Source organism: Aureibaculum koreense, from assembly GCF_034296135.1.
Lineage (GTDB): Bacteria > Bacteroidota > Bacteroidia > Flavobacteriales > Flavobacteriaceae > Aureibaculum.
Genome location: NZ_JAXKVV010000003.1, coordinates 144,435 through 158,825, shown reverse-complemented (window position 1 = coordinate 158,825; position 14,391 = coordinate 144,435). Strand labels below are relative to the sequence as shown.

Genomic DNA, 14,391 nt, shown 5'->3' with positions numbered 1-14,391 from the left:
CAAATTGAAAAATAATTACAGTTATTTTGTCGAAAATAGAATTTAATAATATTATTTTTGTGTTACAATTTTGTTCGAACCTGTTCTCTTCTTAACGTCAGTTCGAATGCCACGCTTTTTCGTGTGGTGTATCGAGAACTTGTTCTTACCATAAAAATTCACCAAAAAATTCAAAATATGAACGTAAAAGCAATATTGACCAATTTAGAAACCAAACATCCCGGAGAAAAGGAGTATTTACAAGCGGTTCATGAGGTGTTGGAATCTATCGAAACCATCTATAATGAAAATCCACAATATGAAGCGGCAAAAATTATTGAAAGATTGGTAGAGCCAGATCGAGTTTTTACATTTAGAATTTCTTGGGTTGATGATAATGGCGACGTACAAGTTAATTTAGGGTATAGAATACAATTTAACAATGCTATTGGTCCTTATAAAGGAGGAATTCGTTTACACCCAAGTGTAAATCTGAGTATTCTTAAGTTTTTAGGATTTGAACAGATTTTTAAAAATGCCTTAACTACTTTACCTATGGGTGGTGGGAAAGGCGGTTCAGATTTTAACCCAAAAGGAAAATCAGATGCTGAAATTATGCGTTTTTGCCAAGCCTTTATGTTGGAATTGTGGAGAGTTGTTGGGCCAAATACCGATGTGCCGGCTGGCGATATTGGTACAGGTGGACGAGAAATAGGGTTTATGTACGGTATGTATAAAAAATTGCAACAAGAACACACGGGCGTATTTACCGGTAAGGGATTGAATTGGGGCGGCAGTTTAATCAGACCAGAAGCCACAGGTTTTGGAGGTACTTATTTTACCAAAGAAATGCTGGACACTAAAAATGATAGTTTTAAAGGTAAAACAGTTACCCTTTCAGGTTTTGGTAATGTAACTTGGGGCGTTGCTCTAAAAGTTACTGAACTTGGCGGGAAAGTTGTAACTATATCGGGTCCTGACGGTTATGTCCATGACGAGAAAGGACTCGATATAGAAAAAATTTCTTATCTATTGGCACTAAGAGCTTCAAATAACGATATCGTTTCTCCATATGTACAAGAATTTCCAGAAGCCAAATTTTATCATGGAGAACGACCTTGGAACGTAAAATGTGATATAGCGATGCCCTGTGCAATTCAAAATGAACTTAATGGCGAGGATGCTGAAAAACTGGTAGCTAATGGTGTTAAATATGTAGCAGAGGTTTCCAATATGGGTTGTACGCCCGATGCGATTGATGTGTTTCATAAAAATAAAATACTTTACGCTCCAGGAAAGGCTGTTAATGCTGGTGGTGTTGCCGTTTCAGGGTTGGAAATGTCACAAAACGCGATGAAACTAAATTGGCCAATAGAAGAGGTTGACGAAAAATTGCGTCAAATTATGACTTCAATTCATACAGCGTGCTTAAAATATGGTACCGAACCTGACGGATATGTTAACTATGTAAAAGGAGCTAATATCGCTGGCTTTATCAAAGTTGCAGATGCCATGATGGATTTGGGAGTGGTGTAAGCCCCTCCTAACCTCCTCGAAGGGGAGGAATTCAAATTTATATATTAAAAACTCGCTGAAAAGCGAGTTTTTTTATTCCCTCCCTTTGGGAGGGTTAGGGTGGGCTTTTTTCATTATTTTTGGTTATGACTTTATTACCTCCATACCGAAAAATAATCCATATTGATATGGATGCTTTTTACGCTTCGGTTGAGCAATTGGACAATCCCGAATTAAGAGGAAAACCATTAGCTGTTGGCGGTGGTGGAGAAAGGGGTGTGGTATCGGCGGCAAGTTACGAGGCACGAAAATATGGAGTCCGGTCAGCGATGAGTGGTGTATTGGCCCGTAAAAATTGTCCACATTTAACTTTTGTAAAACCTCGCTTTGCCAGATACAAAGAAATATCAAATCAAATTAGAAACATTTTTAATCAATATACAGATTTGGTTGAACCTTTATCGTTAGATGAAGCCTATTTAGATGTAACCGAGAATAAAAAGAATTTTCCTTCAGCTACAATTTTAGCCCAAGAAATTAGACAACAAATTTTTGATGAAGTAGGTTTAAATGCCTCTGCGGGAATATCAATCAATAAATTTGTGGCTAAAATAGCTTCAGATGTCAATAAACCAAATGGGCAAAAAACCGTTCCACCAGAAGAAGTACTCGAATTTCTAGAAGGTTTAGACGTTAAAAAATTCTATGGAATTGGTAAGGTTACGGCTTCTAAGATGTATAATTTGGGAATTTTTACTGGCAAGGATTTAAAAGAAAAATCACTTGAGTTTTTGACACAGCACTTTAAAAAATCGGGTAACCATTATTATCATATCGTAAGGGGAATTCATAACAGTAAGGTAAAGCCCAACCGAATTAGAAAATCGGTTGCGGCGGAACATACATTCTACACCAATCTTACTTCAGAAATCTATATGATGGAGAAGTTAGAACAAATAGCTGTAGAATTAGAAAAACGACTCCAAAAACAGAATATTGCAGGTAAAACCATTACGCTTAAAATAAAGTATAGCGATTTCTCGGTACAAACAAGAAGTAAAACATTACCGTATTTTATAAAGAATAAAAGTGTGTTGTTAGAACAGTCAAAAGAACTGTTATATCAAGAAAAGTTGCATGAATCTGTAAGATTATTGGGCATTTCGCTGTCTAACTTAAACACTAATACGGATATAAAAGAAGAACCAATGGAAGTTCAGTTAAAATTGGAATTTTAAAACCCGCAATTGGAACAATTATTGTACCTTTAAACACAAGATAAACATTTAAAGATGAAGAATTTAATTTATATATTAGGAATATTCGGTTTTTTAATGGTGGGTTGTGGTACGCAACAAACTACAACTACTAATGAAGAAAAAGAAGAGCCTGTAAGAATTGCCAATGATAGTTTAGAATATGAAATTATCATAATAGACCCTGGTTTTAATAGTTATTTAGCAACTGCAAAACCTGAGAGTTATTATACACAAAGTTCGTTAGAAACTAGAAATAGAGTTATGGTAATGGAATGGAATAATAGATTCAGAAGTCCTCTACAGTATAATTCTAACATTTATGAAAATGAAATTGACTATCAGCCAAATATTGATTATGGAATGGAAGTCAATTATAAACTCTATCAATATTTTCAGTTTGCACAGAAAAAATATGGTATGCGTTTAAGCTCTTTTAGGGTTGATTAAAACGCAAAACGCTGTGGGCCGCCACGTCGTATTTCCTCATTGGCTATATCTTCAAATTTATTGAAGTTTTCTCTAAACGCATTGGAAAGTTTGAAGGCCATTTTGTAATACGCTTCGTCGTCGTTCCATGTGGCACGCGGACTTAAAACTTCCGTTGGCACACCTGGACAACTTCTAGGTTGGGCTACTCCAAAAACCGAGTGGATATGATAATCTTTGTAATTGTAAGGACCTAAATCACCATTTAGAGCCGCATTAATCATTGCTCTGGTGTATTTCAATTTCATACGAGTTCCCACGCCATAAGGACCACCCGTCCATCCAGTATTTATCAACCAAACGTTTACACCAGAATCTTTCATTTTTTTACTTAGCATTTCTGCATATTTAGCAGGATGAAGTGGCATAAATGGAGCTCCAAAACAAGCAGAAAAAGAGGGCACAGGTTCTGTAACCCCAGCTTCAGTACCAGCAACTTTTGCCGTATATCCTGAAATAAAATGATAAGCGGCCTGGTTTGGCAACAATCTAGAAATCGGAGGTAAAACACCAAATGCATCCGCAGTTAAAAAGAATATATTTTTAGGATTGCCAGCTAACGATGGAATTTTTATATTGTTAATATGATGTATGGGATAACTAACTCTTGTATTTTGAGTAATAGAAGTGTTAGAAAAATCTACTTCATTGGTGCCTGGTTTGCAAACAACGTTTTCTAATATAGCTCCAGGTTTTATGGCTTTAAAAATATCAGGTTCGTTTTCTTCAGAAAGATTAATAACTTTTGCGTAACAGCCACCTTCAAAATTAAAAATGGTATTGTCTTTTGTCCAGCCGTGTTCATCATCACCAATCAGTTTTCTGTCTGGGTCAGCAGACAACGTGGTTTTTCCTGTTCCAGACAACCCGAAGAAAATTGCGGTTTCACCATCTTCACCTACATTTGCGGAGCAATGCATTGGCAAGGTCTCTTTTTCAACGGGGAGTATAAAATTCAACGCAGAAAAAATACCTTTTTTGATCTCGCCAGTGTAACCAGTACCGCCTATAAGAATTATTTTTCGTTTAAAATTTAATATAGCGAAGTTGTGTTGACGTGTCCCATCTTCTTTAGCAACTGCCATAAAACTAGGGGCTTGTAATATCAGCCATTCAGGTTGAAACATGTCAAGTTCGCTTTCCTTAGGTCTTAAAAACATATTGTAAGCAAATAGGTTTGACCAAGGCAATTCGGTAATTATTCTGATGTTTATTCTGTACCTTTCGTCGGCACAAGCGTAAGCATCACGGGCATATAATTCTTGTCCAGATAAATGATTGATTACCTTATCATAAAGTTTATCAAATTTATCAGTGTCAAAAGGTAAGTTAATGTTGCCCCACCAAACTTTATCGGCAGTTAGCTCATCTTTTACTATAAATCTATCTTGAGGAGATCTACCCGTAAATTCGCCTGTATTTACCATTAAAGCACCAGAATCTGCTATTTCCCCCAATCCTTTATCAACACAGATTTGGGTAAGTTCTTCGGGCGATGAGTTCCAATGTACTTTGGCATCTGTAATTCCGTAATTTTTTAATATCGCATTAACTGATTTAGTAGAATCTTCCATATATTTTCGTTAGTTTGGACTGCAAAATTAAACATTATTACATTTAACGAAAACGTTTTCGTAGTTTTTTTACTTCTTAAAAAAGTTGAAGAGTATGACCGACCATCCTGCAATAAATAACATTCCACCTAGAGGTGTGATAAACCAAATTAGTTTTGGGTCAATACCACCAGCGGTTATGGCGTAAATTGAACCTGAAAAAAATAAAATCCCAATAAAAAACAACCAACTTACTATGTTTTTTGCTTTAGATGAAAAACCGTTATAAGTATTGACAAAAAGTAAGGCCAAAACATGGTACATTTGATAACGCACTCCAGTTTCAAAACTTTGCAAGGCATCAAGACCTAATTTTTCTTTTAAAGCATGAGCACCAAAAGCTCCAAGAATGATAGCGAGTATTCCAAGTGCAGCAGTAACTGATAAGTTTTTTTTCATTTTAACAAGTTTGTTCTACTACAAAAATAACATATATTTACAAGACCGGATTTTAATAATTAAACAAAACTTAATTGAAAAATAAAAGCCTAAAATTGGTATTTCGTTCACCTTATCTTCACGAAGTTCAAATTGCAAAGATGAAATTGGAAAGTGAGGACATCAACAACTATCTGGTTGATGAAAACTTGACCTATACCATCGGTACTGCTTTTATTGAAGATTATAAATTAATGGTTGATAGTACGGATTTTGACAATGCACTATCTATTTTAAGTTTACATAAAACATAGTATTTGTTTAGAAAACATCATCAAATTTTATACCTTCGTTTTATAATTAACACAATCTATGCGTAATATTTTAATCATCGGTGCAGGTCGTTCGTCGGCATCGCTCATCAAATATTTATTGGAAAAATCGGAAGTTGAAAAATTGCAAATTACTATTGCTGATATTTCAACCGATTTGGCAAAATCAATTATTAAAAATCACAAAAATGCTAAGACTATGGTTTTGGATATTTTTAATGAAAAGGCAAGAGTTCAGGCTATTAAAAATACTGATATTGTGGTTTCGATGTTGCCTGCCAGATTTCATATAGAAGTGGCAAAAGACTGTATTACTTATAAAAAAAACATGGTCACCGCGTCTTATGTTTCTGATGATATGAAAGCTCTTGATGAGGAGGTGAATGCTAATGGACTTATTTTTATGAATGAGATTGGCCTAGACCCTGGTATTGACCATATGAGTGCAATGAAAGTAATTGATAGGATTAGGGGAAACGATGCTAAAATGTTGTTATTCGAATCCTTTACAGGCGGATTGGTAGCTCCAGAAAGTGATACAAACCTATGGAACTATAAATTTACATGGAATCCTAGAAATGTGGTGTTAGCAGGGCAAGGAGGTGCGGCGAAATTTATACAAGAAGGTACTTATAAATACATTCCTTACCACAAATTATTTCGACGAACCGAAATTTTAAACCTGCCAGATGCTGGTAAGTTTGAGGCCTACGCTAACCGAGATTCTTTAAAATATATAAAAACTTACGGATTAGAAAACATATTGACTATGTATAGAGGTACCATTAGACGTGTTGGTTTTTCTAGAGCTTGGAATATGTTTGTGCAGTTGGGAATGACAGACGATAGCTATACGCTAGAAGATTCTGAAAATATGAGCTATCGTGATTTTACAAATTTGTTTTTAGCTTATAATCCTAATGATTCTGTTGAATTGAAGTTGCGTTCGTATCTTAAAATTGACCAAGATGATGTAATGTGGGAAAAACTGGTTGAATTGGATATTTTTAATCCCAATAAAAAAGTAGGATTGAAAAACGCCACTCCGGCTCAGGTATTGCAAAAGATACTCATGGACAATTGGACTTTGAAAAAAGAAGATAAAGATATGATTGTAATGCACCATAAGTTTGGTTATGAATATGAGAATGAAAAACGTCAAATAGAATCGAGTATGACGGTTATAGGCGAAGATCAGACTTATACCGCCATGGCAAAAACCGTTGGTTTGCCAGTTGCAATTGCCACTTTATTAATTCTGAATAAAAAAATTACTACGCCGGGCGTTCAAATACCAATAACCAAAGAAGTTTACGATCCTATTTTAAAGGAGTTAGAAAGCTATGGAATTGTGTTTAATGAAATAAAAACACCGTATTTAGGGTATAATCCTGATATAGTTATCGGGTAAATTTTTCGACTACTGGAAATCTTGTTAATAACATCACCCTGTCCCGAAAGCTTTCGGGATTGTTTCAGGGTCTAATCATAATAGTACTACATATTTAGATAGAAGTCTCGCACCAAATCTATATATTCATTTGTGTATTGATGCCGAGCGGTTTCAATTACTAAATTTTCAATTATAGCATCTTTTTCCATAAAAGAAAATTCGATTAAACTTCGTATAGTTTCTGTTTCGGGTGTGCCTTTTACCCTACAGATTTTATTTAATAAGAGGTTATATTTTTTAGCTAAGATGATAAAATTTTCTTCTTCTTTAAAAGGGATAATTATGGAGAAAACACCGTCATTACTCAATAGTTCAGATACTGACTTTAATAATTCCTCAAAAGGCAAAGAGGCCGTAAAACGAGCCGTATTTCTAGCTTTATCATCACTATGAAAATCATCGCTATAAAATGGTGGATTGGAAACAATTAAATCATAATTATCATCAATTTCGATGGTAAACTCTTTTAATGAAGCATGGTAGCAATAAAGTCGATCGCCCCAAATTGAATTTTCAAAATTTTCTACGGCTTGTTCGAAAGCATTGTCGTCAATTTCTAAAGCGTCAATAATTTCTGCATTTGAACGCTGAGCCAATTGCAGGGCAATAACGCCAGTACCTGTCCCAATATCAAGAATGGAATTAGGATTGTTAAGTAAGGATGTCCAAGCTCCAAGCAATACCCCATCAGTACCAATTTTCATGGCACAGCGGTCTTGATTTACCGAAAATTGTTTGAATTTAAAAAGTTGCATTATTAAATTTAAGATTTATGATAAACTGAAAGTTCTCCGCGTATGTGCTTACTCCGTGTGTCTCTGTGGTATAACTAAAGTATCGAATGCTTTTTTGAAATTTGGTGCTTGAAATTTTCTTTTTATTTTTTACCCCAAGTACATTTCAATCAACCCTTCAGGCGTTTCCACCTCAATTTTTTTATTCGCTCTATCTACTTTTTTTATAAAGTCATCAATCATTGGTATCAAAATTTCTTTATTTCCGTTCTCAATAACAAAAAGAGGTTGGGCCGTTTTGTCATTTATTCCGACTATTGTTCCAACATTGCCATAATTTACATCTTCAACTGTAAAATCAATAATTTCATGGTAATAAAATTTATTACCAGTTAGCTTTGGCAATAGCGTTAAGGGCAGATAAACATCGCATTTCATAATTGAATCGGCATCTTCTTCCGTTGTAAAATTTTCAAATTTTACGCGTAACTGATTTCCTTTTTGCAATAGACTATTTTCAATAAAAAAGGGAATAAAATTGTTGCCAACTTCTAAAAAGACAGCATCCATATTTTGATACAAATCAGGCTGATCGGTATCAAGTTTTATAACTACCTCACCTCTAAAACTATGCTTTCTGACTACTTTTCCTAAGTAGAAACAATCTTTTTTTTGCATGATGAAAATTAATTAATTTTCCGTAATTAGTAATAATATTGAACAACGTCATGCTGAACTCGTTTATTCATAGATTTTCTACCGTTTTCTTATGGGATTCATGAATCTTCGATTTCAGCATCATATCACAATTGGGTGCGACCCTGAAACAAGTTCAGGGTGACGAACACATTATATTATTGAAATCCATAAAATTAAAAAAGCCCGACAAAATTTGTCAGGCTTTAAAGATAAGATTTATAAAGTAAATTTATTCTTCTTCTTTTGATGCTCCCGCCTCTTCTTTTTTGGCTTCCACTTCTTTTACTTCTTCTACTTTTTCAGCAACTGGTGCTTCTTGTGCTTCGGCAGCGGCTTCATCAATAGTTTGAGGAGCCTCTTCAGCAACCTCTTCGGTAGCTGCAACTTCTTCAGTTACTTCTGCAACGGGTGCATTTTTAGCGATTCTTGCTTCGTTAGCTTCTTTTTCAGCTTCTAGGGCTTTCGCTTTTGCTTTTTTCTCAGCTTTTGAAAGGCCTTCAATTTTTGCATCAATTCTTTTTGCTTTGTCTTCTAACCAAGCGTTGAATTTTTCATCAGCTTGCTCTTCTGTTAAAGCACCTTTTTTTACACCACCCGCTAAATGGTTTTTTAATAAAGCACCTTTGTACGACAAGATTGCCCTTGCAGTATCGGTAGGTTGAGCTCCGTTTTGTAACCATTTTACAGCACCATCAATATCTAAATCGATAGTTGCAGGATTGGTGTTAGGGTTGTAAGTTCCTAATTTTTCTAAAGACTTACCGTCTCTTTTTGAACGTACATCAGCGGCAACTATCCAATAGAATGGTTTCCCTTTTTTACCGTGTCTTTGTAATCTAATTTTTACTGGCATTTGTTGTTAATTGTTTAAGGTACACGACCTTGATTATTAATTATTTATTCACTTTCTCGAAGTGGGGTGCAAATATAGTATGTTTTTTTGTTTTATATTGTATTGATGTCATTTTTTTAACGCATTGTAAATTCCCCTCTTGTAGAGGGGTGCTCGAAGAGCGGGGTGTAGCCTTTTTATCGCCAATCACGCCCTGCAATTATTCTAAACTAGATATACCACACTCTTTAATGATATATTCTTCCAACCCCATCATCACATTCCCTAAATCCCGTTTAACCATAACATCCTCAATTCGATAAAACTTCAATCCTAAATTTTCAAGAAACAATTGCCTTTTAGCATCATAATCCTCCTTGCCCATATGGCTAGAACCATCAATCTCAATGATTAGACTAAGAGATTTGATATAAAAATCAACAATATAATTTCCAATAATCCGCTGTCTGTCAAAATCTATCCGATGAAATTTATGCTTGTGTACTTGTTTCCAGAATAATACTTCGCTTAGGTTTCCTGCTTTGCGTAATTGTTTTGCAGGGTCTTTTAAAGTAGGGTTGAAAGGGAGGTCTTTGGTGTAGTGTTTTCGGATTTTGGTTTCGTTTATAATAAAATGGTCAACTACCCCGTCCTTCGGACACCCCTTCATGCTTGAAGGGGAATTTTGCTCGCGTTTTGATTTTGCCAATTAGTTTCGTTTCAATATTTCCACCAAGATAAACATAAATTCTATATTTGTAGAAAATCTAACCAGCATGAAAGTTTTAGGAATAATTCCTGCCAGATATGGCTCTACGCGACTAGAAGGTAAACCTTTGATGGATATTTGCGGTAAGCCAATGATACAACATGTTTACGAACAAGCTAAAAAAGCCTTGACCGATGTTCTTGTGGCAACGGACGATAAACGTATTGAAAAAACCGTAAAAGATTTTGGCGGTAATGTGGTAATGACTTCCAATAAACATAATACTGGTACAAATAGATGCTTGGAGGCTTATGAAATTTTTAAGGCTAATGCTTTTATTGATTTTGATGTGATTATTAATATACAAGGAGATGAACCGTTGTTAGAACCTCAACAGATAAAACAAATCATTGCTTGTTTTGAAGATAGTAGAACAGAAATGGCAACTTTGGTTATTCCCGTAAATGCGTCCGAAAACTTATTTGAAGGTGGTGTTTTTGTGGTAATAGATAAGAACAACAACGCTCTGTATTTTAGTCGCTCCGTGATTCCTTTTGTACGTGATGCAGACAAAAACAACTGGCAACAACAACATATTTTTTATAAACATGTGGGGATGTATGCCTTTACACCCAATGCTTTACAAGAGTTTGCCAACTTACCACAAACTACTCTAGAAATTGCCGAATCTCTAGAACAAAACCGTTGGTTAGAAAATGGCAATAATATAAAAGTAGCCAAAACAGAATTTGAAACTATAGCGGTGGATACGATGGAAGACTTGGAAAGGGTAAGAAATATAATTATGAAAAAAAATTAATCACTTTTCCTTCACCCCAAACTTCACTCCATACCACCAGCATAGTGGACCTAAGAGGAAAAAAGCAAAACCAGGCAAACCGAAACTCATTCCTAAATTTAGTTTGGCAATAATTATGGAAATAATACCTACAATTACAAATATGCTAAAATGCCGAGAATAATATCTCAATTCGGCTCTGTTAGAAATATCTGATTTACTTCTAGAAGCGTAGAGGTACATCAAAGAAATAAAAAGAAAAACTAAAGTGAATCCTAAACCATATAATTGAAATAATTCTGATAAATCTTGCATTGAATTAATAGTTCCTTTTCCTATGGTCAGATTTGATAAGAACTTTAAAGGATAAACAAAGAACAATATCACAAATAGCAAAGCCATATTTAAGGCAATTATCCAATTGTCAATTTTTTCAATTCTTCTAAAAAAATTATAGTGTACTTTCCAAATTAGAATTAATCCTAAAAAACTAACAGCGAAACTAAAAAAGCCAAATAAATTCTCTTTTAAAACTTCAAAACTTTCGGGTACGTCTAAAGAAACCACTACCAATGTTGCGGCAAATGCAAAGATGGAATCACTGATAGATTCGAGTCGGCTTTTTGATTGTTTTAGTATGGGCATTATTTTATTATCAGTTTTTTTGAGGCACTCTCTTTGCCGCTAGAAACTCTTAATATATATTCTCCTTTCGGCAAATAATATTTTTCATTATCCGCTTTTTTCAACTCAATTTTCTTTTTACCAAAATAGCTTTTTAGACTTTTCTCAGAAACGGTAAAATCATAATCGGTGTAATTATATCCGTTATCGGCTTTCAGCGTTTTACTATACAATACATTTTTATCATCGGCCAAAACTTCCAGTGTGACATCACTCGCATTGGAAACAAAATAAGAAACATCAATCTTGGGTTCGTAAGGTTCTGAGAATTGACTCCAAGAACTTCCCCAACGCGAAGAATGTCTGGTTTCGGGTAATTCAAATAGTGCAATTGCCTTACTTTTTATATTATTATATTGTTGTAAGGGGCTAATATTTGCTTTGTAAATAGAGCGTCCATGTGTGCCAATTACCAAATCTTTTTCCCTTTCTTGTATTACCAAATCGTGTACGGCAACTTTTGGAATTCCATTCGAAAATACTTTCCAACTAGATCCCTTATCAAAACTCACGAATACTTCGTTATCAGTACCTAAATACAAAATGTTTTCATCCGAAGGGTCTTCTTTTATTACGTTTACAGAATAATCTGGCAATCCGTTTATGATAGATTTCCATGTGTTGCCCATATCTTCACTAACGTAAACATAAGGTTTAAAATCATCATTTCTATAACCGTTTAAGGTCACGTAAACTCTATTTTTATAGTGTTGCGAAGCAATTACACGAGATACCCATAAATCTTGAGGTAAATTATCTGAAATTTTTGCCCAAGTATTCCCGCCATCCTTGGTAAGATAAATTAGACCATCATCAGAACCCGTATAAATCATACCGAATTGAAATGGACTTTCGGATATTGTTGCTAATGTTCCATAAGGTACATTTCCTTTTTTTCCGCCCGTGGTCAGATCATCGGAAATTACATCAAAATTTTCGCCTTTATTCATAGAACGCAACAATTTATTGGCTCCCATGTACAAAATATCCTGATTGTGTGGTGATAATAAAATAGGGGTTTGCCAATTATATCGGTATGGCGAATCGCCCAATTCATGTTTTGGATGGATACTCAAACGCTCACCAGTTTCTAAATTTAGGCGGAAATAATATCCAAATTGCGAACCAGAATACACAATATTATTATTACGACTGTCTATTTGAACTTGCATACCGTCACCACTCCCAATTCTCTTGTAGGGATATTGTCCGCTACTTTCCCAACTTTTAGATGCCTTATAATTACTTGGTCCATACCAAACACCATTATCTTGAAATCCGCCAAAAACATTGTAGGGTTTTTTATTGTCAACAGCTACAGCGTAGTACTGACCAACAGCGGGAGAGTTATTTTTAATCCAATTTTCGCCATCGTCATAAGTTATGTTTACACCGCCGTCATTACCATTGATAACATGACCTTCTTGTTTAGGGTTAATCCATAATGCTTGATGGTCAGCATGTACATTTTCTTTACCTATAGATTGGAAAGTCTTACCGCCATCATCTGTTTTCAATAGGGGTACGCCACCTATATAAACTTTATTCTCGTTAGCTGTATTTACACCAATAGTACCGAAATAGTAACCGTAAGAACTATAAACACCATCTAAATAACCATCATGCGTTTTTGTCCAGGTTTTGCCACCATCAGTTGATTTGTAAAGTTCTGCACCAATTACGGGTGAGTCAAATAACAAGGCGTTGGCATCTACTATATAGGTTTTTAAATCGGCAGGTTTTATCTTGCCATTTTTTACCATTTCTTTTACATTTTTAGCTTCGTATTTTTTTGGGAAGCCGTTGGCTTTTAAAAAATCGTTCAATTTTTCGTTGTCCAGTTCCAAAAAAGTTGAAGTGGTCATCGTTTCAAAATCATCTTTATTCAAACCTTCCGATTTATCCTTTTTCTCATCTGGCCTTCTGTTTTGATTGTCTAAAAAAGCGTAAACTATGTTGTCGTTAAAGGCCGCTAGACCGATACGTCCAACACCATCATCTGACGGAAAACCGCTATTTGCATCGGTTAACTTTGCCCAAGTTGATCCTCCATCCATACTTTTATAAATAGCGGAATTTTGACCATCACCATCAAAATCCCATGCTTTTCTGATGCGTTCCCAAGAGGCAGCATACATAATATCAGGATTGGTTGGTGAAACTGAAATATCAATTACTCCTGTGTTTTCATTAATAAACAATACATTTTTCCATGTTTTTCCACCATCTGTAGTTTTAAAAATTCCACGTTCTGTATTTGGAGTATAAAGGTGCCCAATTGCTCCAACAATTAATTCGTCAGGATTGTTTTTATTAAGTATCATTCTGCCAATGTGATGCGAATCAGGTAAGCCTACATTTATCCAAGTTTTACCTTTGTCTGTACTTTTTAGAATACCGATTCCTGCATAAGATGAACGTGAAGAATTACTTTCGCCCGTACCGATATAAATAATGCCCGATTTCCAATCCACGGCAACATCTCCCATGTTTTGGGTTGGGGCGTTTTCGGTTACAGCTGAAAAAGATGTTCCGTTATTATTAGTGTACCATAATCCACCCGAAGCATAAGCTACGTAAAACTCTGTAGGTTGATTAGGATTTACATCAAAATCCACCACACGACCGCTCATAACTGTTGGGCCAATATTGGTAAAAGGTACATTTTGAACGATGGATTGAGAAATTATGGAAGTAGAGATTATTAAAAAAGCTAAAAAAAGTAGATATTTTTTCATGAGAATAGTTTAGTTTTTTGTTGATGTTCAAATATAAAGATTTGATGTTAATTTCACGAATTACCACTAATTTATTCATTGATTTCGAATTTTCGTTATAACAGGTATCAAGCTCCCTTTCCTTGGGAAAGGGCTGGGGATAGGATTTTACACACTGCTAACCAAGACAAAAAAAACGCAA

The 14,391-nt window shown here is 35.0% G+C and carries 14 protein-coding genes; 6 read left to right on the top strand and 8 right to left on the bottom strand.

What is annotated here, in order from left to right:
- The first annotated feature begins 177 nt into the window (after positions 1-177).
- From gdhA to UMM65_RS04440, 3 genes are all read left to right on the top strand, one after another.
- Entirely contained in the window at positions 178-1,515 is a 1,338-nt protein-coding gene (gdhA, locus tag UMM65_RS04450; RefSeq protein WP_321975277.1) for an NADP-specific glutamate dehydrogenase, read from the top strand.
- 125 nt (positions 1,516-1,640) lie between these two features.
- Positions 1,641-2,732 carry a DNA polymerase IV gene (dinB, locus tag UMM65_RS04445; protein WP_321975276.1) on the top strand — a complete coding sequence of 364 codons (1,092 nt, stop codon included), beginning with the start codon at positions 1,641-1,643 and terminating at the stop codon, positions 2,730-2,732.
- Positions 2,733-2,786: 54 nt separating this feature from the next.
- Positions 2,787-3,200 carry a DUF6146 family protein gene (locus UMM65_RS04440; RefSeq protein ID WP_321975275.1) on the top strand — a complete coding sequence of 138 codons (414 nt, stop codon included), beginning with the start codon at positions 2,787-2,789 and terminating at the stop codon, positions 3,198-3,200.
- On the opposite strand, the gene pckA is transcribed toward UMM65_RS04440, so the two are convergent.
- Together pckA and UMM65_RS04430 are read right to left on the bottom strand one after the other, a co-directional pair.
- On the bottom strand, positions 3,197-4,813 hold the full coding sequence (pckA, locus tag UMM65_RS04435) for a phosphoenolpyruvate carboxykinase (ATP) (protein ID WP_321975274.1): 1,617 nt from the start codon (positions 4,811-4,813) through the stop codon (positions 3,197-3,199). The genes UMM65_RS04440 and pckA overlap by 4 nt on opposite strands.
- A gap of 69 nt (positions 4,814-4,882) precedes the next feature.
- Positions 4,883-5,251 carry a DUF423 domain-containing protein gene (locus UMM65_RS04430; RefSeq protein ID WP_321975273.1) on the bottom strand — a complete coding sequence of 123 codons (369 nt, stop codon included), beginning with the start codon at positions 5,249-5,251 and terminating at the stop codon, positions 4,883-4,885.
- Between the two features lie 74 nt (positions 5,252-5,325).
- Between UMM65_RS04430 and UMM65_RS04425 the strand changes: the two genes are divergently transcribed.
- Both UMM65_RS04425 and UMM65_RS04420 read left to right on the top strand, forming a co-directional pair.
- Positions 5,326-5,544, top strand: coding sequence for a putative signal transducing protein (locus tag UMM65_RS04425; RefSeq protein ID WP_321975272.1), 219 nt, complete (start codon positions 5,326-5,328; stop codon positions 5,542-5,544).
- A 58-nt stretch (positions 5,545-5,602) separates the two neighbouring features.
- A complete protein-coding gene (locus UMM65_RS04420; RefSeq protein WP_321975271.1) occupies positions 5,603-6,973 on the top strand; it encodes a saccharopine dehydrogenase family protein in 1,371 nt (456 codons plus the stop codon).
- Positions 6,974-7,059: 86 nt separating this feature from the next.
- On the opposite strand, the gene UMM65_RS04415 is transcribed toward UMM65_RS04420, so the two are convergent.
- From UMM65_RS04415 to UMM65_RS04400, 4 genes are all read right to left on the bottom strand, one after another.
- Positions 7,060-7,770, bottom strand: a complete 711-nt coding sequence (locus tag UMM65_RS04415) for a tRNA1(Val) (adenine(37)-N6)-methyltransferase (protein ID WP_321975270.1) — start codon at positions 7,768-7,770, stop codon at positions 7,060-7,062.
- Between the two features lie 129 nt (positions 7,771-7,899).
- Entirely contained in the window at positions 7,900-8,427 is a 528-nt protein-coding gene (gene rimM, locus UMM65_RS04410; protein ID WP_321975269.1) for a ribosome maturation factor RimM, read from the bottom strand.
- 250 nt (positions 8,428-8,677) lie between these two features.
- The gene (locus tag UMM65_RS04405) at positions 8,678-9,301 is read right to left on the bottom strand and encodes a 30S ribosomal protein S16 (RefSeq protein WP_321975268.1); all 624 of its coding nucleotides are present in this window, start codon (positions 9,299-9,301) and stop codon (positions 8,678-8,680) included.
- 199 nt (positions 9,302-9,500) lie between these two features.
- Positions 9,501-9,989 carry an endonuclease domain-containing protein gene (locus UMM65_RS04400; RefSeq protein WP_321975267.1) on the bottom strand — a complete coding sequence of 163 codons (489 nt, stop codon included), beginning with the start codon at positions 9,987-9,989 and terminating at the stop codon, positions 9,501-9,503.
- A 67-nt stretch (positions 9,990-10,056) separates the two neighbouring features.
- On the opposite strand from UMM65_RS04400, the gene kdsB reads away from it, so the two are divergent.
- Positions 10,057-10,809 carry a 3-deoxy-manno-octulosonate cytidylyltransferase gene (kdsB, locus tag UMM65_RS04395; RefSeq protein ID WP_321975266.1) on the top strand — a complete coding sequence of 251 codons (753 nt, stop codon included), beginning with the start codon at positions 10,057-10,059 and terminating at the stop codon, positions 10,807-10,809.
- Here the strand turns inward: kdsB and UMM65_RS04390 are convergent, their stop codons facing one another.
- A complete protein-coding gene (locus tag UMM65_RS04390; RefSeq protein ID WP_321975265.1) occupies positions 10,810-11,433 on the bottom strand; it encodes a TMEM175 family protein in 624 nt (207 codons plus the stop codon).
- Positions 11,433-14,210: a WD40/YVTN/BNR-like repeat-containing protein gene (locus UMM65_RS04385; RefSeq protein WP_321975264.1), complete on the bottom strand. Its 2,778-nt coding sequence runs from the start codon at positions 14,208-14,210 to the stop codon at positions 11,433-11,435. Before UMM65_RS04385 ends, UMM65_RS04390 begins: the two co-directional genes overlap by 1 nt.
- Positions 14,211-14,391 lie beyond the last annotated feature (181 nt).

Excerpts from the sequence above, each read along its gene's own strand:
- gdhA (WP_321975277.1), top strand. The coding sequence starts at position 178 with ATGAACGTAAAAGCAATATTGACCAATTTAGAAACCAAACATCCCGGA.
- dinB (WP_321975276.1), top strand. The coding sequence starts at position 1,641 with ATGACTTTATTACCTCCATACCGAAAAATAATCCATATTGATATGGAT.
- UMM65_RS04440 (WP_321975275.1), top strand. The coding sequence starts at position 2,787 with ATGAAGAATTTAATTTATATATTAGGAATATTCGGTTTTTTAATGGTG.
- pckA (WP_321975274.1), bottom strand. The coding sequence starts at position 4,813 with ATGGAAGATTCTACTAAATCAGTTAATGCGATATTAAAAAATTACGGA.
- UMM65_RS04430 (WP_321975273.1), bottom strand. The coding sequence starts at position 5,251 with ATGAAAAAAAACTTATCAGTTACTGCTGCACTTGGAATACTCGCTATC.
- UMM65_RS04420 (WP_321975271.1), top strand. The coding sequence starts at position 5,603 with ATGCGTAATATTTTAATCATCGGTGCAGGTCGTTCGTCGGCATCGCTC.
- UMM65_RS04415 (WP_321975270.1), bottom strand. The coding sequence starts at position 7,770 with ATGCAACTTTTTAAATTCAAACAATTTTCGGTAAATCAAGACCGCTGT.
- rimM (WP_321975269.1), bottom strand. The coding sequence starts at position 8,427 with ATGCAAAAAAAAGATTGTTTCTACTTAGGAAAAGTAGTCAGAAAGCAT.
- UMM65_RS04405 (WP_321975268.1), bottom strand. The coding sequence starts at position 9,301 with ATGCCAGTAAAAATTAGATTACAAAGACACGGTAAAAAAGGGAAACCA.
- kdsB (WP_321975266.1), top strand. The coding sequence starts at position 10,057 with ATGAAAGTTTTAGGAATAATTCCTGCCAGATATGGCTCTACGCGACTA.
- UMM65_RS04390 (WP_321975265.1), bottom strand. The coding sequence starts at position 11,433 with ATGCCCATACTAAAACAATCAAAAAGCCGACTCGAATCTATCAGTGAT.
- UMM65_RS04385 (WP_321975264.1), bottom strand. The coding sequence starts at position 14,210 with ATGAAAAAATATCTACTTTTTTTAGCTTTTTTAATAATCTCTACTTCC.